26 protein-coding genes are annotated in these 23,990 nt (G+C 47.4%); 16 read left to right on the top strand and 10 right to left on the bottom strand.

Going from position 1 to position 23,990, the window contains the following annotated elements; all coding sequences use genetic code 11:
- Positions 1–2 precede the first annotated feature (2 nt).
- The 3 genes from gshB to CLV82_RS10045 are packed head-to-tail and all read left to right on the top strand — an operon-like array spanning position 3 to position 3,023.
- Positions 3–1,034 (top strand): glutathione synthase, encoded by a 1,032-nt coding sequence (gene gshB / locus CLV82_RS10035; protein WP_133644165.1) that lies wholly within the window; start codon positions 3–5, stop codon positions 1,032–1,034.
- On the top strand, positions 1,027–1,854 hold the full coding sequence (locus tag CLV82_RS10040; protein WP_133644166.1) for an N-formylglutamate amidohydrolase: 828 nt from the start codon (positions 1,027–1,029) through the stop codon (positions 1,852–1,854). Before gshB ends, CLV82_RS10040 begins: the two co-directional genes overlap by 8 nt.
- Positions 1,851–3,023 (top strand): flavohemoglobin expression-modulating QEGLA motif protein, encoded by a 1,173-nt coding sequence (locus CLV82_RS10045; protein WP_133644167.1) that lies wholly within the window; start codon positions 1,851–1,853, stop codon positions 3,021–3,023. The genes CLV82_RS10040 and CLV82_RS10045 overlap by 4 nt, the downstream gene beginning before the upstream one ends.
- A 4-nt stretch (positions 3,024–3,027) precedes the next feature.
- On the opposite strand, the gene CLV82_RS10050 is transcribed toward CLV82_RS10045, so the two are convergent.
- Together CLV82_RS10050 and CLV82_RS10055 are read right to left on the bottom strand one after the other, a co-directional pair.
- Positions 3,028–3,447 carry a thiol-disulfide oxidoreductase DCC family protein gene (locus tag CLV82_RS10050; RefSeq protein WP_133644168.1) on the bottom strand — a complete coding sequence of 140 codons (420 nt, stop codon included), beginning with the start codon at positions 3,445–3,447 and terminating at the stop codon, positions 3,028–3,030.
- 75 nt (positions 3,448–3,522) lie between these two features.
- Entirely contained in the window at positions 3,523–5,697 is a 2,175-nt protein-coding gene (locus tag CLV82_RS10055; protein WP_133644169.1) for an endonuclease MutS2, read from the bottom strand.
- 46 nt (positions 5,698–5,743) lie between these two features.
- Here CLV82_RS10055 and ung point away from each other — a divergent pair, with 46 nt between their 5' ends.
- Entirely contained in the window at positions 5,744–6,409 is a 666-nt protein-coding gene (gene ung, locus CLV82_RS10060; RefSeq protein WP_133644170.1) for a uracil-DNA glycosylase, read from the top strand.
- A 2-nt stretch (positions 6,410–6,411) separates the two neighbouring features.
- On the opposite strand, the gene CLV82_RS10065 is transcribed toward ung, so the two are convergent.
- The 6 genes from CLV82_RS10065 to CLV82_RS10090 form a co-directional block, all read right to left on the bottom strand.
- The gene (locus CLV82_RS10065) at positions 6,412–7,263 is read right to left on the bottom strand and encodes a substrate-binding domain-containing protein (protein ID WP_133644171.1); all 852 of its coding nucleotides are present in this window, start codon (positions 7,261–7,263) and stop codon (positions 6,412–6,414) included.
- Positions 7,260–9,302 (bottom strand): polyphosphate kinase 1, encoded by a 2,043-nt coding sequence (ppk1, locus tag CLV82_RS10070; RefSeq protein ID WP_243744188.1) that lies wholly within the window; start codon positions 9,300–9,302, stop codon positions 7,260–7,262. Before ppk1 ends, CLV82_RS10065 begins: the two co-directional genes overlap by 4 nt.
- Before the next feature lie 57 nt (positions 9,303–9,359).
- Positions 9,360–10,241: a nucleoside phosphorylase gene (locus CLV82_RS10075; protein WP_133644173.1), complete on the bottom strand. Its 882-nt coding sequence runs from the start codon at positions 10,239–10,241 to the stop codon at positions 9,360–9,362.
- A 1-nt stretch (position 10,242) separates the two neighbouring features.
- Complete coding sequence (locus CLV82_RS10080) at positions 10,243–11,178, bottom strand: DUF1835 domain-containing protein (protein ID WP_133644174.1); 936 nt, start codon at positions 11,176–11,178, stop codon at positions 10,243–10,245.
- Between the two features lie 72 nt (positions 11,179–11,250).
- Complete coding sequence (locus CLV82_RS10085) at positions 11,251–11,580, bottom strand: translation initiation factor (RefSeq protein ID WP_133644175.1); 330 nt, start codon at positions 11,578–11,580, stop codon at positions 11,251–11,253.
- 70 nt (positions 11,581–11,650) lie between these two features.
- Positions 11,651–12,601 (bottom strand): isopenicillin N synthase family dioxygenase, encoded by a 951-nt coding sequence (locus tag CLV82_RS10090; protein ID WP_133644518.1) that lies wholly within the window; start codon positions 12,599–12,601, stop codon positions 11,651–11,653.
- A 127-nt stretch (positions 12,602–12,728) separates the two neighbouring features.
- Here CLV82_RS10090 and CLV82_RS10095 point away from each other — a divergent pair, with 127 nt between their 5' ends.
- The 11 genes from CLV82_RS10095 to CLV82_RS10145 all read left to right on the top strand — a co-directional run bounded on the left by CLV82_RS10095 (position 12,729) and on the right by CLV82_RS10145 (position 22,655).
- Positions 12,729–14,705: an alpha-ketoacid dehydrogenase subunit alpha/beta gene (locus CLV82_RS10095; RefSeq protein ID WP_133644176.1), complete on the top strand. Its 1,977-nt coding sequence runs from the start codon at positions 12,729–12,731 to the stop codon at positions 14,703–14,705.
- 157 nt (positions 14,706–14,862) lie between these two features.
- The gene (locus CLV82_RS10100) at positions 14,863–15,351 is read left to right on the top strand and encodes a lipocalin family protein (RefSeq protein ID WP_133644177.1); all 489 of its coding nucleotides are present in this window, start codon (positions 14,863–14,865) and stop codon (positions 15,349–15,351) included.
- Between the two features lies 1 nt (position 15,352).
- The gene (locus CLV82_RS10105) at positions 15,353–16,051 is read left to right on the top strand and encodes an OmpA family protein (protein WP_133644178.1); all 699 of its coding nucleotides are present in this window, start codon (positions 15,353–15,355) and stop codon (positions 16,049–16,051) included.
- A gap of 180 nt (positions 16,052–16,231) precedes the next feature.
- A complete protein-coding gene (locus CLV82_RS10110) occupies positions 16,232–17,350 on the top strand; it encodes an NAD(P)/FAD-dependent oxidoreductase (RefSeq protein ID WP_133644179.1) in 1,119 nt (372 codons plus the stop codon).
- Positions 17,347–18,066, top strand: coding sequence for a methyltransferase domain-containing protein (locus tag CLV82_RS10115; RefSeq protein WP_133644180.1), 720 nt, complete (start codon positions 17,347–17,349; stop codon positions 18,064–18,066). The genes CLV82_RS10110 and CLV82_RS10115 overlap by 4 nt, the downstream gene beginning before the upstream one ends.
- On the top strand, positions 18,059–19,114 hold the full coding sequence (locus CLV82_RS10120; protein ID WP_133644181.1) for a type III polyketide synthase: 1,056 nt from the start codon (positions 18,059–18,061) through the stop codon (positions 19,112–19,114). The genes CLV82_RS10115 and CLV82_RS10120 overlap by 8 nt, the downstream gene beginning before the upstream one ends.
- A 5-nt stretch (positions 19,115–19,119) precedes the next feature.
- A complete protein-coding gene (locus CLV82_RS10125; RefSeq protein ID WP_133644182.1) occupies positions 19,120–19,932 on the top strand; it encodes an enoyl-ACP reductase FabI in 813 nt (270 codons plus the stop codon).
- Position 19,933: 1 nt separating this feature from the next.
- Positions 19,934–20,377: a 3-hydroxyacyl-ACP dehydratase FabZ family protein gene (locus CLV82_RS10130; protein ID WP_133644183.1), complete on the top strand. Its 444-nt coding sequence runs from the start codon at positions 19,934–19,936 to the stop codon at positions 20,375–20,377.
- The gene (locus tag CLV82_RS10135) at positions 20,370–21,650 is read left to right on the top strand and encodes a beta-ketoacyl-[acyl-carrier-protein] synthase family protein (protein WP_133644184.1); all 1,281 of its coding nucleotides are present in this window, start codon (positions 20,370–20,372) and stop codon (positions 21,648–21,650) included. Before CLV82_RS10130 ends, CLV82_RS10135 begins: the two co-directional genes overlap by 8 nt.
- On the top strand, positions 21,647–21,898 hold the full coding sequence (locus tag CLV82_RS10140) for an acyl carrier protein (protein WP_133644185.1): 252 nt from the start codon (positions 21,647–21,649) through the stop codon (positions 21,896–21,898). The genes CLV82_RS10135 and CLV82_RS10140 overlap by 4 nt, the downstream gene beginning before the upstream one ends.
- 394 nt (positions 21,899–22,292) lie before the next feature.
- A complete protein-coding gene (locus CLV82_RS10145) occupies positions 22,293–22,655 on the top strand; it encodes a hypothetical protein (RefSeq protein ID WP_133644186.1) in 363 nt (120 codons plus the stop codon).
- Between the two features lie 9 nt (positions 22,656–22,664).
- On the opposite strand, the gene CLV82_RS10150 is transcribed toward CLV82_RS10145, so the two are convergent.
- Both CLV82_RS10150 and hpf read right to left on the bottom strand, forming a co-directional pair.
- Positions 22,665–23,123 (bottom strand): arsenate reductase family protein, encoded by a 459-nt coding sequence (locus tag CLV82_RS10150; protein WP_166636702.1) that lies wholly within the window; start codon positions 23,121–23,123, stop codon positions 22,665–22,667.
- Between the two features lie 4 nt (positions 23,124–23,127).
- Complete coding sequence (gene hpf / locus CLV82_RS10155; RefSeq protein WP_133644188.1) at positions 23,128–23,430, bottom strand: ribosome hibernation-promoting factor, HPF/YfiA family; 303 nt, start codon at positions 23,428–23,430, stop codon at positions 23,128–23,130.
- Between the two features lie 216 nt (positions 23,431–23,646).
- On the opposite strand from hpf, the gene CLV82_RS10160 reads away from it, so the two are divergent.
- Positions 23,647–23,985, top strand: coding sequence for a hypothetical protein (locus CLV82_RS10160; RefSeq protein WP_133644189.1), 339 nt, complete (start codon positions 23,647–23,649; stop codon positions 23,983–23,985).
- Positions 23,986–23,990 lie beyond the last annotated feature (5 nt).

Genomic DNA, 23,990 nt, shown 5'->3' on the forward strand with positions numbered 1-23,990 from the left:
TTATGAATATATGCTTCCTGATGTATCCTTGGGAGGAGATAGAACCAGAAAAGGATTCCAGCCTTGCGCTGATCCATGAATGTGTGAAAAGGAATCATGGGGTGGCGTATTGTACGCCGGCTAACCTTACCATCCGTAATAGTGTTACCAGCGCTTTTTGTAAAGTGATCGGCAAGATGGAGAAGGTGCCCTCTAATATGAAGACCTTCTACCGGAAAGCAGAGCTGAGGGAAGAAATGCTTCCCCTGGCCGGGTTTGATGTTATTTTTATGCGCGCTAACCCGCCGTTGGATCCCTTAATGCTCAATTTCCTGGATTCTGTTAAGGATGATGTCTTTATCGTGAATTCCATTCAAGGCCTCAGGGAAGCCAATAATAAGCTGTATACCGCGGCTTTCGGGGACAGTCACAGCAATATCATCCCGGTGACCCATGTCTCGAAAAACAAGGAGTACCTGGTAGAGCAAATTAAACAATCCACTGCCGACCGGATGATACTGAAACCGCTGAACGGTTTCGGAGGTTCAGGAGTTATTCTTATCGAAAAATCGGCCATGTCTAATATTAACTCCCTGCTCGATTTTTATATCACCAATTCTGATGGCACCTCCAATTATGTCATCCTCCAGGAATATATAGAGGGTGCCGATGAAGGCGATGTGCGAATCCTGCTACTCAACGGGGAGGTGATAGGCTCCATGAAGCGAATCCCGGGTTCCGATGACCACCGATCCAATATCTCGGCCGGTGGCAGGGTAGCCAAGCACAACCTGACCAAACAGGAGAAAGCACTCTGTAAGCAAATTGGACCTAAACTTGTTAAGGACGGCCTGTATTTCGTGGGAATTGATGTGATCGGCGGGAAACTGGTAGAGGTCAATGTCATGTCTCCCGGGGGGATTACTTATATCAACAAAGTGTACAAGGCCAGGATACAGACCAAGGTGATCGATTTTATTGAAAGTAAGGTGCTGGACAAACTGGAAGCCTTTGACCGAAGGTCGCGCCTGCGAAATGAGGTGCAGAATGCTTAAACTTCCTGTCTCGCGCATTATCCGGAACATCGAGGAGGAAATCCCTTTCCATGCCCTGGCAGAAGACCATTCTTTCCAGGTAAAAATAGATCATTACGCTCCCTATCTCTGCGGTGCCGTCCACGACGGCCACCAATTCCGTTCTTCATTGGCAGGCTACTGCCTGCATTCCGAATACGAGCGGTGGTACGAGGAGGATCCCTGTACCCGGCAGATGGTGGCCAGCCATCCGATGGTGATCTCGGGTTGCGACAGCCGGTTTGAATACGACCTTAACCGCCCACCGGAATTAGCCATCTATAAAGATGCCTGGGGAAAGCTTCTATGGAAGGATCCCCTGCCCGAGAACGAGAAAAAGATCAGCATGGAAAAACACCGGGCATTTTATAACGTAACACGTGCCCTGGTCACCAAGACAGAAGAACTTTACGGGAAGGCCCTGGTCTTTGATATGCACAGCTACAACTGGAAGCGCTGGCAGCGGGAAGTTCCCACCTGGAACCTTGGAACGGCAAATATTGATAATAAGCGGTTCGGTCGGATAGCTGAATCATGGCGTGAATTACTGGGAAGGATGGATTTACCTGGTGACCTGAGGTCTACTTCCAGGATCAACGACACATTCCAGGGTAATGGTTATTTCCTGAAATTTATTACGGAAAATTTTGATAATACCCTGGTCCTGGCTACCGAGATCGCAAAGATATATTGCGACGAGTTAACCGGGGAGATCTACGGGGAAGTTGTAGACACTGTGACCAGGCAGCTGGATGAATTTATACCTTTGCAGAGCAAAATATTTCAAGAGACATCTTTATGATGAGCGAAAAGGAACTCATAGCATTGCAAAAATCCTATTCCGGGTTGATGGAGATCGATTCACAACTGGACAGGTTAGTGAAACGCATCGAGTTGCTGAATTATGTCAATCCTCAGAATATCGAAAAGGAGAAGCACCGGTTCTTCGCTTCAAAATATACAGAGACACCGGAATTCCGCTACCCTAAGCTGAAATTCGATCCCCTGAAATTACACAGATTACTTTTTTCCATCCGGTTAGAAAAGATAGAAGATGAGGAGATATACCGGGTATACAGGGATATCGTGTATTTCTATGCTAATATGGTGCAGTGTATAGAGACCATCGGGAGTGGCCGTAAATTCTACTATAATTCGCTCCGGGTATACGGTACCCCGACAGAAAAGGATGTACAGAATGCCAAATTCATATTACACTTTGATAATGATCCTCCTTCGCAGGACCTTGAAAAGGTATTCACGCCGGAAGAGGCGAAAGATTATTTTGAAGATTTTTCCGGTCGTTATGACTTTCCCCTCAACATCCGGTTTTCCACTAATATCGCGGCGGATGCCATGGTCAGTAATGCTACCAAATCCCTGCTACTGAAGCGGAATGCAAAGTTCAGCAAGAACCAGTTGCAGACCCTGGCGAACCACGAGATAGGGGTTCACCTGGTTACCACTTTCAATGCCCAGGATCAACCTCTGAAGATTTTTTCCAATGGTTTTCCAAAGAACGTCGAAACCCAGGAAGGTTTGGCTGTTTTCAGTGAATACATGAGCGGATCGCTCACTTTAAAAAGACTTAAGGAATTGGCTTACAGGGTTTTGGCATCGGATAGTTTAATTAAAGGTTACAGTTTCCAGGATACTTTTGATCTCATTCATTCCCAGTATAAACTGAACCGGGAGGATGCCTTTAATATCACATTACGTGCTCACCGGGGAGGAGGGTTCACCAAAGACAGGCTCTATCTCAGCGGCTTGCGCAAGATCTATAAAAGGTACAGCAGGCAGGAATCTCTGGATATACTACTAAGCGGGAAAGTGGCAATTGATTTCGAGAACGATATCGCTTACCTGCAGGCCAGGGGACTTGCAGCAAAAAATACTTTCGAAAACCTGGCCTTCCGCCAGAACCTGAATAAGAACAGCAAGCTCGATTTTATCCTGAACAATCTTAAGTAAGGACTCAGGCGTCCAGGAAGCGCGATTGTAGTTCCGGGGTAGGGATCATACAAGCCTCTTTTTTCCCGAACCAGCGGTACCTGTTCCGCGCAACAAGGTCGTAGATGCCATCACGGATGGGCCTGGGTATCCCTTCCAGAAGAGCCAGCAGTTTCCATCCGCCTCCGAAAGCCTGGCCGATCTTTAGTGCAGCATCAGACTTGGCGTAATAGGCCACAGAAGGTTCTATCAGAATGATCGAATCTAGTTCTTCCGTATTGATTCCCCTTTCCAATACCAGTTGTTGCCCGACCCGGCTCTGCAGGGAGGCAAAAACGAACTGGTGGGAGTGATCCCTGCGGATCACGAACTGCACGGCGCCGTTACAGAGGTTGCAGACCCCGTCAAAGAGGATGATTTTCTTGTTCCTGTTAAGGGATTCCATAGTGTAAAAGTACATTAAGATCCAGAGATCTGCACTATACGAGTGCTGTTAAAGGAAGGTATGGATCAGCGAAATTTATTTCTTTTTCATGACCAGTTCGAGTTTAGAAACATCAACCCGGGTGGTAAATTGCCCGTAATTGACCACGGCTTCTTTCTTCTCCAGGGTGTCTATAGTACCAACGGCCTTCCCATCTGCGAGTCGAACCCGGTCCCCTACGGCAAGTATGGGTTTAGGTGCTTGTTTCTGCTTTACTTCGGCCTTCTTCTTTTCTTTTTCTTTCTTCTTACGGATATGTTCTACCTGCACTTCCGCTTCCTTGGCGACCTGGGCCTGTTTCACTTTTCGTGCCTTGACCTCTTTGGCAGAAGACTTCTTCTTTTTACTGTTCTCTGTCTCAACGATACGGAGCAGTTCTGATACCAGCGGTCTTTTTTTCTTATCCACAAAATATCGCTCGGCGGCCGAATGAACTTTGTTCCCCAGGTGGATCATACGTTGGTTGTGATCGTAAAGTTCCTGGTAACTTTCTAACTTGGTTTTCACCCTGCCTTTTAATTCTTTAAGTTTCCGGGCTTCCTCTCTCGCTTTACTCTCTTCTACCTGCAGCCTGGAGCCTGTTTCAGCCATTTTACTGCGTTCTTTCTGCATTTTGGCTATGGTGGCGTCAAACCGCAGCTTTCCACGCTCTATCTTCTTCTTTGCCTTGTTGATCAGGCTGTAAGGGATGCCGTTCTTCTGTGCCACCTCGAAAGTAAAGGAACTACCTGCCTGTCCAAGCATCAGCTGGTAAGTAGGTTCCAGGGTGGAAGAATCAAAGAGCATATTGGCATTGGTCATATGGGGCAGTTCATCTGCCAGTAACTTCAGGTTAGCGTAATGCGTGGTAATTACCCCGTAGGAGCCGCGTTCATAGAACACCTCCAGGCAAGCTTCGGCCAAAGCACCCCCGAGTTCCGGATCACTTCCTGTTCCGAATTCATCTATCAGGAATAACGTATCATCATCACACAACCGTAAGAACCGGTTCATATTCTTCAGACGGTAGCTGTATGTGCTCAGGTGATTTTCGATAGACTGGTTGTCCCCAATATCGGTAAGTATCTTGGAGAAAAGGCAGACCGTACTCCTTTCGTGAACCGGGATCAGCATTCCACTCTGAAGCATCAGCTGAAGCAGCCCAATGGTTTTCAAGGTGATACTTTTCCCCCCGGCATTGGGACCCGAAATAGCAATGATCCTGTTTTCCGGGTGCAGGGAGATAGTTTGCGGATAGGTCTTCTCTTTCTTTTTCTTGTTAGAGAGAAACAACAAAGGATGGTAGGCATCGCGGAGATGCCACTGTTTCGCATTATTGATCTCAGGCATAAGTCCGCCCATCTCATCGGCATAACGGGCTTTGGCGGCAGTGAGGTCCATTTCGGTCAGGTAAGTCTGGTACGATTTCAGTACCGGGCGCCATGGCCTTATCCGGTAGGTCAGCTGGTTGAGGATCCGGTGTACCTCTTCCTTCTCATCCATTTCTAGGTGTTCCAGTTCCTGGCTGTATCGGAGTACATTTTCGGGCTCGATATATACGATACTGCCGGTTTTGGAAGTGCCCATTACCCTTCCCTTTACTTTTTTCCTGTACATGGATCGCACGGCCAGTACCCGTCTGTTCTCCACCACGGATTCCCGGATCTCATCCAGGTAATCTGCAGCCTGGCTGGACTGCAGGGCAGAGACGAAGCTCTGGTTGATCTGGCTTTTTACGGTTTGCATCTGCCGGCGAATCCTGCCCAGGGCTTCTGAAGCATCGTCGCGTACCTCGCCAAATCGATCGATGACCTGGCCGATCATTGTGGCTACTTCAGTATCTTCTTCTACAGACAGTGATAATTCATGGAGCAGGGGGTAGTACTCCTTGAATTTTTTAAAGAATTTCTTTTGTTCGGCAACTACCTCACACAGAGAAGCGATCCTTCTGAAGCCCTGTATCTCCAGGGTGGTATTCTCTATACCCAGTAACCGTAATTCTGCGTTGATCTCGTCAAACCCGTGAGCTGGGATACGGTTATCCGTGGTGAAGGATGAAAGGTACTCAGATGTCCTCCCCAGGGTAGTCAGGATATTTTCCCGCTCCCGTAAAGGAGCCAGTGAAAGGGCGGCTTCTTTCCCTGGCGTTGTAGCACAGCGGGATGACAGTTGTTTTAAGACAGTAGGGAATTCAAGGTCTTCCAGGGTTTTTTTGCGGATCTTGTGCTTCAAAGTATATTGCAATGATTTTAGTGATACAAAAATACCCAAATTAAGTATGAATTTAAACCTGCCGGGCAGATGGGCCGAAGCTTTATCGCAGGAATGTGAAAAACCTTACTTCCTGGAGCTATTGCATTTTGTACAAAATGAATACGGGACCCACCAGTGTTACCCGCCGGAGGATCAAATATTCCGGGCTTTTGACCAATTACCCTATGAAGAGGTGAAGGTGGTGATCCTGGGGCAGGATCCCTACCACGGACAGGGCCAGGCTGACGGACTTTGTTTTTCCGTTTCCCCGGATCAATCACTCCCCCCGTCCCTGCTCAATATCTACAAAGAGTTGTCCAGGGATCTGGATAAACCACTACCGGCAAACGGGGACCTGAGCCACTGGGCACGGCAGGGTGTTCTGTTGCTTAATGCTACACTCACTGTAAGGGAGCGGCTGGCGGGAAGTCACCAGGGCAAGGGCTGGGAAGAATTTACCGATGCGGTCATCCGGGTACTGAACCGTGAGAAATCAGGATTGATCTTCCTGCTGTGGGGCGGCTATGCCAAAAAGAAGGCTAAATTGATCGATGCAAGCAGGCATCATATCCTTACTTCCGGTCATCCATCTCCCTTAAGCGCCAACCGCGGCTACTGGTTCGGCAACGGGCACTTCAGCAAAACCAATGACTTGCTTCTGAGCCAGGGAAAACCGCCTATTGATTGGTAATCTTATTTTTTCCAGAGTATATCCGAGGGGGCTGCTTTTTCTTCAATAAGCTTTAAATAGAGTAGTGTATTACTCACGTTATCAATGACCTCCCTGCTGATCTGTTTCTGGCTCCACCGGGTGGCCGAGAGCCAGATACGAATGTCCTCCAGTTGTTGCCCGTAACGGTTGGCCAGGGTGCGGTCAATGCTGGGGATCTGGCGGAATTCCCTGGTATAATTATCCAGTATTTCCAGGATGTGCAGCAGGGTGCTGCTTTCATCTTTTAAAAACCTGTCACTCGCCGCGATAACGAAACACGGCCAGGGGGTAGGACAGTCGGCCAGTCTACGGAAGATGCCTTCATCCACAAGGGGCTTGGTGGTAAAGTGCTCCCACATAAAATAATCGGCTTCTTTCTTACCAAGGGCTTCAATGGCGCCTTCCAGGTGCTGCACCTCTCTGAATTTTAATGATTTGGTATCCCAGCCCTGTTGTCTTGCGTTGACGAAAGCCATGAGGTGACTTCCGCTGCCAAACCTGCTGATCGCAGCCCGCGCGTCCCGCAGTTCTTCCACTTTCTGGTAATGACTCTGGGCTGCGACGTGTATGCCCCATTGTAAGGGGGTGGATATATACTCCCGCACGATCCTTGCATCCAGGCCTTCCGTGATCTTTTTGACGATACCTTCCGTCAGGACAATGGCTATATCAGCCTCTCCTTGTTCTAACATATCACACATCCTCCCGGTTCCTTCGGGGATATCGGTCCATTGAAGGTCGATACCTCTTTCCTCGAAGGCACCTTCTTCTATTGCCAGGTGCCAGGGAAGGTTAAAATGTTCGGGTACTCCAATGACTTTCACTTGCTTCATATATCCTGGTTTACAACTAATTTTGATTTTAAGAATTCATATATGCTGTACTGGGACCTGACCGGTTTTTCACCGGCAGCCCGCTCCACGTAGGTGTTGGTATCCTCCCGGTCTATGATCCTGGCCTTTACATTATCAGCCAGTTGTATATCCAGCACTTGTTTCAGTTCCTTAAATATATGCGGGCTGAGTATAGGTGTCAATACTTCAATCCTTTTATCGAGATTGCGTGTCATCCAGTCCGCGGAGCCCATATACATCTTGGGATCACCATCGTTATAGAAATAATAGATCCTCCCGTGTTCAAGGTAACGATCAATGATACTGGTGATCTCCAGCTTGCCCCAGGAACTCCCTTCCTCGGGAGTTGGTGGTACCAGGCAACAGAACCCACGGACCAGTAAGCGGATATCCACCCCCTGCGCCAGGGCCTTGTAAAGTTCATCGATCATTCCTTTATCCTCCAGGCTGTTCATCTTGGCAATGACCAAAGCTCTCTTACCCTCCTGGCGGTTCCTGATCTCGTTTTCGATGAGTTCCCGAAACGTGCTACGTGTGTTGTAAGGGGAAGCTAACAGGTATTTCAGCTTGGGGATAATTAGTTTTTTCTCCAGAACCAGGAAGACCTGGCTGAGATCCTCCGTAATGCGTTTGTCAGCTGTGAACAGCCCGTGGTCGCAGTATATCTTCGAAGTCTGGGCATTGAAATTCCCTGTGCCGATATATCCGTAGCGCATGAGGCCACCTTCTTCCTCTCGCTCTACCATTGCGATCTTCGCGTGCACCTTGATGTTGGGTACGCTGAAAATGACTTTAGCCCCGTTCTCTTCCAAAGTTTTTCCCCAGAAGATATTGTTCTCCTCGTCAAAGCGCGCTTTCGCTTCTACAAAGACGATAACTTCTTTCCCGTTTTTCAGGGCTTTTAAAAGTGCGTCCGTGAGGGTTGATTCTTTGGCGATACGGTACAGGGAAATTTTCAGGCTGGTGACCTTGTCATCATCCGATGCCTGCCGGATAAAATTCTCGAGGACAGAAAAGTCCTGGTAAGGGTAATGTGTCAGGTAATCTTTTTGTTTCAGTGCAGCAAAATAGTCCTTTATACCGGCCAGTTCAGGGTGGGGCAGGGGCGGCATTTCTTCATATTTCAACCCGGGCTTTTCCAATGAAAGGCTGAAATCCATAAAATCGGAGAAATTGTGGTACCTGCCTCCCGGGAACATGTCTATTTTACTAATCTCGAGTTCTTTCATAAGAGACCCACACAATTTCTTAGGCATGCTCTCGTCGTATAGCAGTCTTGTAGGCTGCCCGGATGTTCTCTGGTCGAGGCTGCTGTAAATGCGTTCTACCAGGTCTGTATCTGATGTTTCATCTTCCAGGTACAGCTCTGCATCTCTCGATAACTTGATAGAATAGGCATTCTTCACCGTTTTTCCTGTAAACAGTTTGTCCAGGTGGCACCGCAGCACGTCGTCCAGGAAAATATAATGGGTACGCTCCCCGGGCAGCTCGATAAATCGCCCGTGTTTATCTGTGGGCACTAAGACCAGTGAAAAGGATCCGTCTTCAAAGGCGACCAACAGGTAAATTTTCCCATTCTGAAGATCCTCCGAAGTAAATTCCTGCAATACCTCGCAGTCGTCCATTACCTCATTACTGAAAAAAGTTTCAAGGAATTCCTGTTGCTGCGCGGAACAACTTTGCGGAGTTTCAAAATATACCCCGTGATCCTCCAGGCCCCTGTAGATATTCTGCAGTATTTCTCCAAACCTGCATTGTTGGGCGTGTACTTCTTTAAGGATATGTTTAAGGGTCTTGTTAGACCTTGTCATCAGTTTTTTACGGAGTTTTTTATCCACCTTCTTTAGCTGGCGGAGCTGGGAGATCCTCACCCTGAAATACTCATCCAGGTTTGAAGAAAAGATGGCCAGGAATTTCAGGCGTTCTAAAAGGGGAGTAGCCGGGTTTTCTGCTTCCTGCAGTACCCGTTCGTTGAAGGAAAGCCAGTTGACGTCCCGATGCTTGTACGATTTTTCCACTCTGATGTTTTGAGGGTAAAAATACGTATAAGTTAGACTGCCCGTTTGCTATATTGGTTAAACAAATGACGCTACAGTCAAATGTTCCAGTACATATTCGATAAGTTTTTTCACTGCTTTCTCCGGGTTTTCCGAGAAGGTACCATTATAGCGATTGGCCAGGATACAATTCATGGAAACGGCCTGGTGACCCAGCAACCTGGAAAGCCCATAAATACCGGAGGTTTCCATTTCAAGGTTAGTGATCATACGTCCTTTATACCTGAAAGACGAAAGTTTATGATTCAGGTCGGGATCCTGGAGTTCCAGTCTCAGTTTCCGACCCTGTGGACCATAGAATCCTACCTTGGTGGCGGTCACCCCCATCAAGACCTGGTCCGATGCAAAGGCTTCAAGTAGTTCGTTATCAGCTTTAATGACGTAGGGGGTAGATTTGGCCGAAGACCATTGGGTATATTCCAGGAAAGCTTTCTGAACCTCGTGGTATTGTAAATGGGAGCTGTCATAGAAATGCAGCAGGTTGTCAAACCCGATAGCGTACTCGCTCATAAGGAATGTATCAACTTCGATCTCCGGCTGCAGCGCCCCGGAAGTCCCGACCCGTATCAGTTTCAGTTGCTTTAATTCTTCTTTGACCTTCCTCGTCTTAAAATCAATATTCACCAGGGCATCCAGTTCATTAAGAACAATATCTATGTTGTCTGTTCCTATTCCGGTCGAAATCACGGTGAGACGTTTGCCCTTGTAGTGCCCGGTATGGGTGACAAATTCCCGCTTTCCTTTTTTGACCTCTACGGAGTCAAAATAAGAAGTTACCATTTTCACGCGATCAGGATCACCAACGGTGATGATGGTATCGGCAATATCTTCAGGATGTAAATTGAGATGATAGATGCTCTGATCCTCGTTGAGGATCAATTCAGAGGGGAGTAAAGGCATATCAGAGTTTTAGGATTCTCCGTGAATCCGTATTGTAAAGGAAATTGTATTTAAGTGCACCACCGAGGTAGGAGTCGTTATCTCTGAGCTGGGAATAATAGTTAGATTTTCCCTCCAGTATTGCTTTGCCTTTCTCAGTGATCTTTACGGGGTTAAACCCGCTGAAAAGTGGCTTTAAGGTGGTGATAACTCTTTCGTACTGGGTATCCCCGAACCCATAAAGTTGCTGGGTCTCGAGCAGGTTTTTTAATAATGCTTTTTTCGACTTGGGTCTGTCCAGCAGGGAAACTTCAAGTATCCTGTTCTCGATCTCGTTAAGTCCGTTCTTAATAGTAGGGAACCTGCGCAGGTGTGCCTTCAAGGCATCGGAGAGGTAATCAAAGCTAAAATGATCAGAATCAGTGATATTCTCCAAGCGTATTGGGTTGTCACTGCAGTAAAGTTGCCATACGTAATCTGCGTACTCGATATCATCCTGGCTCAGGACCTTACGGCTCTTATATAGTGTCAACAACTGTTCGTTGCTCAGTTTGTTTAAACTGGTCAGCCTAGAGGTTTCAGGATCTTTTCCGGTAAGGACCATGGAAATTTCTGCGTGCCTGCGGTGCGTCTTTAACCAACTCAGTACGGCCAGCATATTGATCTGGCAGAACAGGTCATGTTCAAACCAAAGAATGATCTGGTCCTGTTGTTTATGGTTACAGAGCGAGCGGTATTCTTTCAGCGTTTTTTCAACGAACCAGGATTTACTGACGTTGTAATTCTTATGCAGGAATTCAAATCGGGTCTTCCAGAATGCTTCGCTTCCAACATTAGTTTCGGTCTTACCTTCACACAACATCTCCCTCCAGGTAATAATATCGCCTTTCAAATCCAGTTCCTGTAATCTTTGGGTAAAACTGTCCCCGTTAGTGATATGCAGTAGTTGGGAGCTCATCTTCAATTTGGTTTTTGTTCTAACCTCTAAGGTACATTAATATCGAAAAATAGAAAAACTAATTAACAGAATTCAGCCACCTACGCGCTTGGTTCTGAAGCCTTTTTCCTGTAAAATTTCCATGATCTGGTCGCGGTAGTCGCCCTGCAGGATGATCTGGTCATTCTTGTAACTTCCGCCGACACTCAGGCGTGTTTTGAGTTCCTTGCAGAGTTTCTTAAAATCATCATCTGCGCCTGTATAGCCGTCCAGGATAGTGACAGGTTTCCCTTTGCGTTTCTCGTACTTGCAGAGGATAGGATCTTCCTGCATCCACAGACCACCACTCTTGTCTTCCTGTACCGGTTCTTCATTAGGTTCATGATCGGGGAATAAATTTTGCAGCTGATCTTTTAAGTCCATAATTAAAAGTAAAAAACACCAATTAACCTTTGATTATTAATGAGTTAAGTGGTGTTATTTAAAGTGTTTGTTATTTTTTGATCAAGCCGAGTTCGATCAATCGCTCGTGCAGGAATTCACCCGCAGTGATATCTTCAAATTGTTTCGGATTATCTTCGTCAATGCAGTTTTCCAGGCAATTCAAAGGCATCTCGCTTACCGGGTGCATGAAGAAGGGAATACTGTACCGGGATTTACCCCATTCCTCCCTCGGTGGATTAACGACCTGGTGGATGGTGGATTTCAGTTTGTTATTTGACAAACGAGAAAGCATGTCCCCGACATTGATCATAAGCTGATCAGGTCTTGCAATAGCATCTACCCATTCTGCATTGTGATTCTTTACCTGTAGTCCACGCCCATGGGCTCCCATGAGTAAAGTGATCAGGTTGATATCACCATGAGCTGCGGCACGTACGGCGTTCTTTGGCTCTTCCTTGATAGGAGGGTAATGAATAGGCCTTAAAATAGAGTTCCCGTTAGTGATGTATTCATCAAAATAGGTCTCTTCCAGTCCCAGATGAAGGGCGAGGGCCCGCAGTACATAACGTGCGGTTTTCTCAAGCATTTTATAGGTTTCCTTCCCTACCTCGTTAAAATGGGGTAACTCTTTTACCTCTACGTTATCAGGATATTCTGCTTCCAGTTTCGGGTCGTTTTCCACGTATTGGCCAAAATGCCAGAATTCTTTAAGGTCGCCTTCTTTCCTGCCTTTTGCATGTTCCTTCCCGAAAGAAGTATACCCGCGCTGCCCCCCAATACCGGGAATCTCGTATTTATCCTTTACTTCCTGCGGCAGGTTAAAGAACTTTTTGATCTCGTCATAGAGATCCTCTACCAGCTTATCTGACAGGAAGTGCCCGCTGAGTGCGACAAAACCTATATTTTCAAAGGCACTACCTATCTCCCGGATGAATTTCTCTTTCCGTTCCTGATCTCCCGAAATAAAATCTCTCAGGTCTACACTTGGAATTGCGTTCATATTCATATTTCAAAATTGGTTGTCAAAGTTAATAAAATATACCATATGAGGGACATAAGGGGTAATACGGAAATGTTGGCTATTTTATTACATTTACCTAACGAACTACCAAACAAACTTTTCGCTTATGCATTACCAGAATGATGGTTTATCCAAATCGATCCAAATAGAACTTTACCGGGCAATGACCATGCCCAGGATGATCGAAGAGAAAATGCTCATCCTCCTCAGGCAGGGAAAAGTTTCCAAATGGTTCAGCGGGATAGGGCAGGAGGCCATCTCTGTTGGGGTAACCCATTCCCTCCTTCCGGAGGAATACATATTACCATTACACAGGAACCTGGGCGTTTTTACAAGCAGGAAAGTTCCTCTGGAAAGACTTTTTGCACAATGGCAAGGGAAAGCTGCCGGCTTTACCCAGGGCCGCGACAGGAGTTTTCATTTTGGTACACAGGAATATAAGATTGTAGGGATGATCTCCCACCTGGGGCCCCAGCTCGGGGTGGCGGATGGAATAGCCCTTGGCGATCAATTAAAAGGAAATAAGCGCGTAACTGTGGTCTTTACAGGTGAAGGAGGAACCAGTGAGGGGGATTTCCACGAAGCACTGAATATTGCTGCTGTCTGGGACCTTCCTGTGTTGTTCTGTATTGAAAATAACGGGTACGGCTTGTCTACCCCGACCAGGGAACAATTTCGCTGCGAACATATTGCCGATAAAGGGAAAGGCTACGGGATGGAATCTCATGTTATCGAAGGGAATAATATACTGGAAGTGTATTCGAAAGTTTCGGCCATCTGTAAAAGCCTGCGTGAGAATCCGCGACCGGTTATGGTGGAATTTAAAACGTTCCGGATGCGGGGACATGAAGAAGCCAGTGGCACCAAGTATGTTCCGGACGAATTAATGGAAACCTGGGCGGCAAGGGATCCCCTGGAAAATTACGAGGAATTCCTGGTCAAAGAAGGAATCCTGGATGATGCGCAGATTTCAGAAATCCGGGCCGGGATCCAGTCAGAGATAGAAGAAGGTTTGCGGAAAGCCGGGGCTGAACCCGAGATACAATTTGATGAACAGTACGAACTGTCTTGCGTCTACAAGGCATTTGATTACCAGGAAAGCAAGCCGGGAAGTACCTTGCAGAATATCAGGTTGATCGACGCAGTGTCCCAGGGACTCCGACAGTCCATGGAAAGGCACCCGGACCTGGTCCTCCTTGGACAGGATATTGCCGGCTATGGCGGGGTATTTAAAGTGACCGAAGGATTTGCCGATACCTTTGGCGCGGCGAGAGTCCGGAATACCCCCATCTGTGAATCTGCGGTGGTCTCAGCGGCTATGGGTCTTTCCATTAACGGGATGAAGGCGATGGTAGAGATGCAGTTCGCAGATTTTGTGAGTACCGGGTTCAATCCCATAGTAAATTACCTGGCAAAGGTGCATTATCGCTGGAATGAACCGGCGGATGTGGTTATCCGCATGCCCTGCGGCGCCGGGGTCGGGGCGGGGCCCTTTCACTCACAAACCAACGAGGCCTGGTTTACCAAGACCCCGGGTCTGAAGGTGGTGTACCCGGCTTTTCCCTACGACGCAAAAGGCTTACTGGCGACAGCGGTGAATGATCCTAATCCTGTTCTTTTCTTTGAACATAAGGCCCTGTATCGAAGTGTTTATCAAAATGTTCCTACTGATTATTATACGCTGCCTTTTGGGAAAGCAGCCCTGCTCCGGGAAGGAGAGCAGGTGAGCATAGTGGCCTACGGGGCTGCGGTGCACTGGGCTTTAAAGACGCTGGAAGAACACCCTGAAATCTCTGCGGACCTGATCGATCTGCGTACGCTGCAGCCTTTAGACACCGAAGCAATTTTTACCTCCGTCCGTAAAACGGGAAAAATGATCATCCTGCAGGAGGATACTCTTTTCGGAGGCATTGCCAGCGATATCTCTGCCATGGTAATGGAGCACTGTTTTGAAGCCCTGGATGCACCCGTGCGCAGGGTTGGTAGCCTGGAGACCCCGATTCCGTTTGCCTCCGCACTGGAGGCAGGCTTTTTACCCAGGGAACGATTCAGGCAGGAATTGATGTCGCTTATCGAGTATTGACGAATGCGTCAATAATACTTTTGTTTCCATCATTCAGATCTTTCATTTATTAACATCTTGCAGCACTATTCCGGTGAAAAAGAATTTAAATATTCGAAAACCGGGAAACCAGACTTTACGTAAATAGATGTTAAATCTGCAAAAGAGAAAGATCATTATGAAACAATCATTTTACTGGTTCAGCGGTCTATTGCTGCTGATCATCATTTCTTGCTCTATATCAAAATCTGTACGCGAACAGCGAAACATGATAAGCGGGTCCTGGACCCTCGATAATATATCCTATGAGAATAACCAGGGAACATTCAAGTCCCAGTTATTCGGTGATGCTGACGCAGTGTGTTTTGAAGGGAGCGATTGGTATTTCAGGGACAATAACAGTACCGGGAGGTACACTATTGAGCAGGGCAGCCTCTGTAGCGGGGGTGACCGTTTTATACGGTGGTCCGTCATAGAGAGACCTGAAACATATTCGAGCGAATTACAATTTAAATTTATAGACGACAAGAGGAAAGATATATCCGGAGGTAACGGGTATCGCTTAAAGATATCCCAGCTTACGGATACCCAGATGACCCTTCGGTCTGACGTCAATGTTAACGGGGAAGCTGTAACCGTTGTTTACGAATTCACAAAAAAATCATAAGATGCTAAAAGATATTAAATACACGAAATACATCAGCATGCTGCTGATATTGGGATTGGTATTTGGGTGTAATGCCGTAAAAAATGCCAATAACAAGCAGAAAGGTGCCGTCATCGGTAGTGCCGGTGGTGCTGTAATAGGTGGTGTTGTAGGAAATAATGTTGGTAAAGGGAATACCGTGCTTGGCGCTATTATCGGCGGAGTCGTCGGTGGTGTCGCTGGTGGATATATCGGTGACCGTATGGACCGGCAGGCTGAGGAAATTGAAAACCAGGTCCCCGGGGCGGAAGTCACCAGGGTCGGGGAAGGGATCAATGTAACCTTCGACGAGAACAGTGGAGTATATTTTGAACTCAATAAAAGTGAGATCAAAGGTCCTGCAGCCGTAACGCTCGATCGCCTGGCCAATATCTTTAAAGAATACCCCAAGTCTAACATCCTGATAGAAGGACATACAGACAGCAGTGGTAGTAACGAGTACAACATGTCCTTGTCTAAACGAAGGGCACAGGCCGTTAGTGATTACCTTATCGCACAGGGTATCGATGCCAGTCGCTTTACCACGAAATGGTACGGGGAAGAGCAGCCCCGCTTTGATAACGAGACTCCCGAGGGACGCTCCAAGAACAGGAGGGTTGAGCTGGGGATCGTTGCCAGCGAAGCATTAAAAGAGGAAGCCCGTCGCGAGACCCAGGAATAATTCCTCAGAATATAAGACGAAAGTCGACCTGTACAGGAAACCGTCACCATACTTCTAAAAAAAATTGACGGTATGATCTATTTGCCGATGTGGGGACGTTGTGGCAAAAGATATCCTGGAGGGGTCGATTTTTTTTTGCCCGTAACCCTGATCACAATAGCAAAATAGTATCTTCCTGTCGTGAAGAATTATGAAGTGATTATTGTCGGGGGAGGTTTGGCAGGATTAACTGCCGCTACAGATATTGCCTTGTCGGGGCATAAAGTGCTGTTACTGGAGAAGCATCCATATCCCCGCCATAAGGTGTGCGGGGAATATTTATCTGCAGAGGTTTTACCTTACCTGGACACCTTAGGGATAAAGTTACCTGGGGAAATTGCCATTGATACACTCAGCTGGTCAGTACCTGGCCGACAGCCGGTCGATACCCGCTTACCGCTTGGGGGGATCGGGATAAGTCGTTATGGCCTTGATGCGCTCTTATACCAGCGCGCATGTACTGCAGGAGCCATGGTCGAATTTGAAACGGTCACAGAAATACGTCCCGGGGATAAAAGTTTCCGGGTATATACCAAGGAGCAGGTATATGAATCGAGGGTCGTACTTGGGGCTTATGGCAAACGGGACGCCCTTGATAAAAGCCTGGAACGTGATTTTATAACCAAAAGATCTCCCTGGCTGGCTGTAAAGGCACATTACCATTTCCCGGACTGGCCATCTAATAAAGTAGGTTTGCACACATTTACAGGAGGTTATGGGGGATTGTCCAAAACGGAACTGGGAACGGTGAACTTTTGCTACCTGGTGTGTTACAATGTCTTTAAAAGATATGGTAATATAGAGCAATTCACTGAACAAGTGATTTCCCGCAACCGTGAACTCGGGGAGTTCCTTGATGAAGCAGAAATGGCATTCGAATCCCCGATGACCATTGCGCAAATTTCATTTGAACGTAAAAATCCTGTGGAACAGGGAATACTTATGTGCGGCGATACGGCGGGAATGATTCATCCCCTTTGTGGGAACGGCATGGCGATGGCGATCCATTCAGCCGCAATTGCAGCCCGGCTGGTGAGTCAGTCGCTTTCATCATCTTCTTTTGATTCCCTTCAGCTGCAGCGACAATACGCAAAAGAATGGGAGAAAAATTTTAATGACCGGCTCAGGGTTGGAGGACTGTTACAACGTATCCTGCTGACCGAATCCCTGGCGTCTTTTGCACAGGCAACTCTTGCACGTTCTCCTCAGTTATTACGGGCCGTAATACGGGCGACCCATGGAAAAACGATTCAGGTATGACAGACTTCAGTAAACGATCCCGGCAGGCAGAAGCAATGGATGATCCTGGCCTGGGAGTACAGGAGCTGGACAGGGTCTTTAAGGATCTCAACCGCACAAATGTACTGCTCGCCGGGCAGCGAATAACACTTTCAGCTGTCAGTAAACTTTTAAAGCCCGGATATGAAGTAAAATACCATATAGCAGATATGGGATGTGGCGATGGAGATATGCTCAGGCGCCTCGCAAAACATTGCAGGAAACGAGGAATAGGAGTAACGCTGACCGGAATAGACAACAGCGATGCTGCCCTTGAAATAGCAAGGAGGAAGTCCAAAACTTATCCGGAAATCACTTTCTTTAAAGGTGATCTGTTACAGCTGGAAACCTTTAGCTGCGATATTTTACTATGTACCCTCACCCTGCATCATTTTCCTGATGATAAGATCAGCAGGATATTAGACAACTTTAGTCGGTCTGCGCGGCAGGCCATAATAATCCAGGAGCTCCAAAGAAACCGGGTCGCATACTATCTATTTAAGCTGTTTAGCCTTATTTTTATAAAAACAAAAATTGCAAAAGAAGACGGTTTGATCTCTATACGCAGTGGATTCCGGGAAAAAGAATTAGAACATTTCGCGGATCAACTCAGTGAATGGCAGCATACGATCCGTTGGCAGTGGTTATTCCGGTACCTCTGGGTGATCCAGGCCAAAGCACCCCGAATTTATGATTGATACGAGAATAGTAACGGTAAGCAAATCGCTACCGCCATATTGCCGCGAAACACCGGAAATACTGCCTTATGTTGAACGCTGGCTTGGAGAACAGGAACCCAGGTTCCGACGAAAAGTATTAAAGATCTTTGAAGGCGCAGCCGTGGATAAGCGCTACAGTATAATGGAAGCAGAGGATGTGTTTACGGAGACCTCCTTTGAAGAAAAGAACCGGCTTTATGCCGATGCCGTTCAGGGCCTTGGATCTGATGTCTTAAAGAAAGCCCTGGACCAGGCGGGCTGGGAAGCCGATTCCCTGGATTATATCATAACGGTCAGTTGTACCGGGATCATGATTCCTTCACTGGATGCTTACCTGGTGAACAAACTGGGACTAAGACAGGATGTGATCCGCTTACCGGTTACCGAGATGGGCTGCGCCGCAGGGGTATCAGGCCTTATATATGCCCGTAATTTTTTACGGTCTAACCCGGGCAAAAGAGCAGCAGTTGTCGCGGTGGAGAGTCCCACTGCAACCTTCCAGCACAATGATTTCTCTATGGCCAATATGGTGAGCGTAGCCATTTTCGGGGACGGGGCTGCCTGTGTACTACTCTCTTCAGAAGAGACCGCTCCCGGGCCACGGATCATCGGGGACGGGATGTACCATTTCCCGGACGCCACACACATGATGGGTTTTGAGCTGACCAACCCCGGTTTAAAAATGATTCTCGATCCTTCGGTCCCGGATACGATCAATGAACATTTTGATGCCATCATTCATCCCTTCCTGCGGGAGCATGGATCAAATATTGAGAAGCTCAGCCATTTGATCTTCCACCCGGGAGGAAAGAAGATCGTTCAGGCCGTGGAAGAGCGCTTTAAGCCCCTGGGCAAAAATATTGATGATACTCGGGAAACGCTCCGGCAGTACGGGAATATGAGTAGTGCTACAGTGCTATATGTGCTGCAGCGATTTATGCAAAAGGAAATTTCGGCTGGAGAACAGGGACTGGTGCTGAGTTTCGGTCCGGGCTTTTCTGCACAGCGGGTATTATTAGAATGGTAAAGGATATGACCGACTTGGATACAGATAAAAATAAAAATGCAGGTAGCTCCGGGTGGGCATTGATCCTGGGCGGCAGCCATGGGCTGGGGCTCGCTACGGCTAAAAAGCTGGCATCGGCAGGGTATGGGCTGTTGGTGCTTCACAGGGACAGGAAAGCAGATCTCCCGGCAATTGAAAAGGAGTTCGCATCTATTCGTTCTGAAGGAGGGAAGTGCCATACTTTTAATGCAGATGCCCTGAATAAGGAAAAGAGAGAAGAGATCCTATCCCGGTTCACAGAAATTATGGGGGATGAGGGAAGAATAAAAGTTGTGGTACACAGTATTGCCAAGGGTAACCTGAAACCAATGACAGGGGAGGGACCCCTGCTCGACCACCAGGATCTTATCCTCACCCTGGAAGCCATGGCTATAAGTCTATACGATTGGATCCGGCTCCTGCTGGACAAAGAAATGTTGGCGCAGGATTGCCGGGTTATCGCTTTCACCAGCGAGGGCAATTCCCGCGCTATTCCCAATTATGCCGCGGTCAGTTCGGCAAAAGCCGCTCTGGAAGCGCTATGCAGGAATATGGCTGCAGAGCTAGCTCCCCAGGGGGTGCGTGTGAATTGTATACAGGCGGGTGTAACGGATACCCGGTCATTAAGAATGATCCCGGGGAGCGAGGAGCTGCTCAAAACAGCGAGGTCCCGGAACCCGTCCGGCAGGCTGACCCTGCCGGAAGATGTGGCCAATGCCGTTTACCTCCTCACCCTGGACGAGGCAAAATGGATAACCGGGACTACCATTAAAGTAGACGGAGGGGAAAGTTTAAGGTAATATGGAAAGAGCGGAAATCATCAATCGGTTACCCTATGGGGAGCCCTTTAATTTTGTAGAGGGCCTGGATAAAGTGGATGCAGATGGGGCCGAGGGTTTTTATACATTTAAACCAGGTTCGGAGGTGTTCAGGGGTCACTTCAAGGACCGGGCTGTGATCCCGGGAGTCTTGCTGACCGAATGTTGTGCGCAGATCGGCTTGGTGTGTCTTGGCATATTCCTTTCAGGAGAAAGCGGGGAAAGGAAAATAGCTTTTGCCCTGAGCAGTTCAGAAATGGAATTCCTGCTGCCGGTCTTTCCCGGGGAGCGGGTAAGAGTAAGATCGGAAAAAGAGTATTTCAGGTTTGGTAAACTTAAATGCAAGGTCCGAATGTGGAATGAAAAAGACCAGTTGGTGTGCAGAGGAATCCTGGCCGGGATGCAAGTAAAAAATAACAATGGGTAAGAGGGTAGTAATAACAGGAATGGGTGTATGTGCACCCAATGCCGTAGGGTTGGAGCAATTTAAATCCGCCCTCAGCTCTGGCCGCAACGGTATACATTTCCAGCAGGAATTACAAGACCTTAACTTTGGATGCCAGATCGCTGGCAAACCTGATATTAACAAGGTTGAATTAAACAAATATTTTAATAGTGTCCAGTTAAAAAGCGAGCCCGGTTCCGGGCTGGTCTACGGGGTTATAGCCGGGACAGATGCCTGGAAAGATGCTGGCCTGGAAATAAAAAATGACAGTGAACCGGATTGGGAAACCGGAGTTATATTCGGCACCGGGCTGCTGGGCGTAGACCGTTTCCGGGAATCCGTCCTGCAAATAGATCAAGGGCAGGTACGCAGGCTCGGCAGTACTGCTGTGGTGCATACCATGGCGAGTGGAATAAGTGCGTACCTGGGAGGAATCCTGGGATGCGGAAACCAGGTGACGACCAATTCCTCTGCCTGTACGACCGGAACTGAAGGAATACTGATAGCCTGGGAACGGATCCGGCAGGGTAGCGCGCAGCGAATGCTGGTGGGGAGTACCAGTGACAGTGGTCCTTATATCTGGGGTGGTTTTGATGCTTTACGGATCCTTCCCCGGGCATATAATGACAATCCAGGAAAGGCGAGCAGGCCTATGAGTGCCACGGCAACGGGTTTTGTTCCCGGGAGTGGGGCAGGGGCGCTGGTCCTGGAGTCCCTGGAAAGTGCGAGGAACAGAGGAGCCCGTATTTACGCAGAAGTGCTTGGCGGCACCGTGAACAGTGGCGGACAGCGGCAGGGTGGGAGTATGACGGCCCCGAATCCCTTTGCCGTACAACGATGTATACAACACTCCCTCGAGGTTGCCGGAATAGAAGCGAGGGAAATAGATGCTATAAACGGACATTTGACGGCCACTTCCAAGGATGCAGAAGAAATTATGAACTGGTCCATTGCACTGGGACTCCGGGCTAAGGAGTTTCCGTACATCAATTCCTTTAAAAGCACGATAGGGCATTGCCTTGCCGCGGCAGGTAGTATAGAATCTGTTGGTGCTGTTCTACAGCTCAAAGAAGGGCAGGTTTTCGGGAATGTGAATTGCCATGACCTGGATCCGGCTATCGAAGACATAATTCACAGATCCCGGGTGCCGGAAAATACAATTCCTGTAAGTCCAGAGATCATTGCAAAGGCCAGTTTTGGATTTGGTGATGTGAATGCCTGTGTTATCTTTAAGAAAATTAGCGAAGAAATATGACCGAGTCCCAATATTACCAGAAATTGAAATCAATTGTCAGTCCCTATCTTCCGGAAGATGTATCCGTGGATCAGATACAGGCAGACAGTCACTTTATCCGGGAACTCAATATAAATTCAGCCAACCTGGTTGATATCGTCCTGGACGTGGAAGACGAATTTGATATTGTCCTGGAGAATGAAGACATGGAGGCCATGCAAACTGTGAGGGATGCAATGGCAATTATTGAAAGAAAAAGATCCGTTTAGCATACTTTTAAGAATCTAAAGTACTTACCATAAGACGGGGTTTTTTCAGGTGCGCTACTTCTTTTAACAACCAGGAGCCCGGGAAGTATCTCTCCTGATAAACCAAACGCCTTCCTGTTACGTATATAGGGTGTAAATCATTGTCATTCAGTTTGTAACCGGCTCCTGTACTTCAACAAATGGAGCCACAGCCGCGGCTGTATTCGTGGGGAAATATGGCAGGCACAGACTGAATGACAGTTTTATTTTCCCGGAGCTATTTCAGAGGTACTACACAATTGCTGGCTTACTATATGAGCTGATGGTATTTCCCGGATATTTCTGATCCTTTGGTCGATAGCTTGATCCAAATTACAGCAGGTTTCAATATCTTAGAGGGGAGAACACTATAAACATGAGCAGATACGCCTACCTGAGAATGGGCATGGTCTGTTGTTTCGCTATGGCTTTTACTAGTCTGAGCGCACAGACCGAAGTACCTATTCCCCTGGATTCTATCCAGGAGATGAGGGTGAAGAGACACACCCTTATGGCTCGTTTTGAGCCGGAATTCACCATCAGTGCACAGGAAAGACAGCAATTAAAAGAACAGCGAAGGCGCGAATTGGAAGAGCGGTTAAGGGCGATAGATACCATGCAGCTTTCATTCAGAAGAAAATGGAAATTGCTGGAAGAACTTTATCTCAGCCCGCACACCGCTTACTGGGATAAGGTGGTCGCAGACCTGGTATTGGAAGAGGAAGAACCTGAGCGATAAAAAAAGCCCTTATACAAAGGGCTCTTCATCATTTGCGTCTGTATTCGGTTGCTGACCCAAAGGCTTTTTGGATAGGCCGGCAGAATCCACATCAAAAAATTTAAGGATTTCTGATGGGGTATCTACCTGCATATAGTTGTCCCCATTCACTGCGATGGGCTGCTGGAGCAATACAGGATTTTTCTTGATCAGTTTCAGCCAATCATCTGTACTGAAGTTTCCCCCGTCTATTTCCGGTGCATCCGGGTGATCCGTAGCGAGCAACTCTCCAAAGGGTTTGTTAAGCCCCTCTGCCAGGGATACCCAAACTGTATCACCCAGCGAGGTTTTAGAGATGTCGACCATCTGGATCTTGTCGCCGGATGATTCCACGTACCCCACAGTCTGTTTACCCAAACTCGTTTCCGAATTATAGATCAGGGTTAATTGTCGTTTATCTGTTGCTAACACACTCATATCGTCTTCCATAAGATTAATGAGATTTCATTTTTTCCTTTTTCTTCTTGAGCTGTCTTTCCAGTTCGTCGGTAGATTCTGCTATAGATTCCTCGAACGTATCATTGCTCGCTTCTGCAAACAACCTTGGCCCGGGCACACTTAGCCGGATATTGCAAATTTTTCCTTCCTCAGGGTTCGAACTTTTTTCTTTTTTAAAGAAAACATCTGCACGAACTATAAAGTCATATTTATCTACCAGTTTATCCAATTTCTTAGCGGCCATATCTTCCAACCTGGAACTGGCCGACACACCGTCATATTCAAAATTAATATTCATAGTTGTTTTTTGTTTGAATTCAAGATAGGATGATGAGGCTCCAATTCCAAATTTATTTTTACCCCGGAACTCCCAAAAAATTGTCCGGATGTAAAGAATTCTCAAACAAAATGTTAAAGTCTGATTTTCTGATGCTTAGGGCATCCGAGGGATTATATATTTTCGTATCTTTTTGTACGCGAAACCATTTAATATTAACTCTAATGAACCTACTTCATGACAGCCTTACAAACAACCCCGAGAAGAGCCCTCCAGAGCACCAGCCATGCGATCCATCGGCTGGAAAGAACTAACCAGGAACTACGTGGATTGAGTGATACCCTCCGGTCCTACGTATGCGAACCCAAGACGTACACATTATTTGAGCGTTTTGAATCCCTGAAACGCCGCCTGGATAATTTAAGGTCCGGCAACCAGGAGCTTATTGCCGCTATGAAGGGGCAGAAACAGGCACTGGGAGACCAGGTAGAGCAATTCCGAAACAGGATCAAGGAATTCCAGGAACTGGAACGCAGCGTGCTGGAGTACATCGGTATGGCCAAAATGCACTGTTGATTTTA

This window comes from Zeaxanthinibacter enoshimensis, assembly GCF_004362865.1.
Taxonomy (GTDB): Bacteria; Bacteroidota; Bacteroidia; order Flavobacteriales; family Flavobacteriaceae; genus Zeaxanthinibacter; species Zeaxanthinibacter enoshimensis.

Bases quoted from the DNA above. Each gene is read 5' to 3' on its own strand.
- CLV82_RS10120 (WP_133644181.1), top strand. From the start codon at position 18,059: ATGATTGATACGAGAATAGTAACGGTAAGCAAATCGCTACCGCCATAT.
- CLV82_RS10145 (WP_133644186.1), top strand. From the start codon at position 22,293: ATGAGCAGATACGCCTACCTGAGAATGGGCATGGTCTGTTGTTTCGCT.
- CLV82_RS10045 (WP_133644167.1), top strand. From the start codon at position 1,851: ATGATGAGCGAAAAGGAACTCATAGCATTGCAAAAATCCTATTCCGGG.
- CLV82_RS10105 (WP_133644178.1), top strand. From the start codon at position 15,353: ATGCTAAAAGATATTAAATACACGAAATACATCAGCATGCTGCTGATA.
- hpf (WP_133644188.1), bottom strand. From the start codon at position 23,430: ATGAATATTAATTTTGAATATGACGGTGTGTCGGCCAGTTCCAGGTTG.
- CLV82_RS10065 (WP_133644171.1), bottom strand. From the start codon at position 7,263: ATGAAGCAAGTGAAAGTCATTGGAGTACCCGAACATTTTAACCTTCCC.
- CLV82_RS10095 (WP_133644176.1), top strand. From the start codon at position 12,729: ATGCATTACCAGAATGATGGTTTATCCAAATCGATCCAAATAGAACTT.
- CLV82_RS10150 (WP_166636702.1), bottom strand. From the start codon at position 23,123: ATGGAAGACGATATGAGTGTGTTAGCAACAGATAAACGACAATTAACC.
- CLV82_RS10040 (WP_133644166.1), top strand. From the start codon at position 1,027: ATGCTTAAACTTCCTGTCTCGCGCATTATCCGGAACATCGAGGAGGAA.
- CLV82_RS10135 (WP_133644184.1), top strand. From the start codon at position 20,370: ATGGGTAAGAGGGTAGTAATAACAGGAATGGGTGTATGTGCACCCAAT.
- CLV82_RS10085 (WP_133644175.1), bottom strand. From the start codon at position 11,580: ATGGACTTAAAAGATCAGCTGCAAAATTTATTCCCCGATCATGAACCT.
- CLV82_RS10075 (WP_133644173.1), bottom strand. From the start codon at position 10,241: ATGCCTTTACTCCCCTCTGAATTGATCCTCAACGAGGATCAGAGCATC.
- CLV82_RS10115 (WP_133644180.1), top strand. From the start codon at position 17,347: ATGACAGACTTCAGTAAACGATCCCGGCAGGCAGAAGCAATGGATGAT.
- CLV82_RS10160 (WP_133644189.1), top strand. From the start codon at position 23,647: ATGACAGCCTTACAAACAACCCCGAGAAGAGCCCTCCAGAGCACCAGC.
- CLV82_RS10100 (WP_133644177.1), top strand. From the start codon at position 14,863: ATGAAACAATCATTTTACTGGTTCAGCGGTCTATTGCTGCTGATCATC.
- CLV82_RS10125 (WP_133644182.1), top strand. From the start codon at position 19,120: ATGACCGACTTGGATACAGATAAAAATAAAAATGCAGGTAGCTCCGGG.
- CLV82_RS10080 (WP_133644174.1), bottom strand. From the start codon at position 11,178: ATGAGCTCCCAACTACTGCATATCACTAACGGGGACAGTTTTACCCAA.
- CLV82_RS10140 (WP_133644185.1), top strand. From the start codon at position 21,647: ATGACCGAGTCCCAATATTACCAGAAATTGAAATCAATTGTCAGTCCC.
- gshB (WP_133644165.1), top strand. From the start codon at position 3: ATGAATATATGCTTCCTGATGTATCCTTGGGAGGAGATAGAACCAGAA.
- ung (WP_133644170.1), top strand. From the start codon at position 5,744: ATGAATTTAAACCTGCCGGGCAGATGGGCCGAAGCTTTATCGCAGGAA.
- CLV82_RS10090 (WP_133644518.1), bottom strand. From the start codon at position 12,601: ATGAACGCAATTCCAAGTGTAGACCTGAGAGATTTTATTTCGGGAGAT.
- CLV82_RS10050 (WP_133644168.1), bottom strand. From the start codon at position 3,447: ATGGAATCCCTTAACAGGAACAAGAAAATCATCCTCTTTGACGGGGTC.
- CLV82_RS10130 (WP_133644183.1), top strand. From the start codon at position 19,934: ATGGAAAGAGCGGAAATCATCAATCGGTTACCCTATGGGGAGCCCTTT.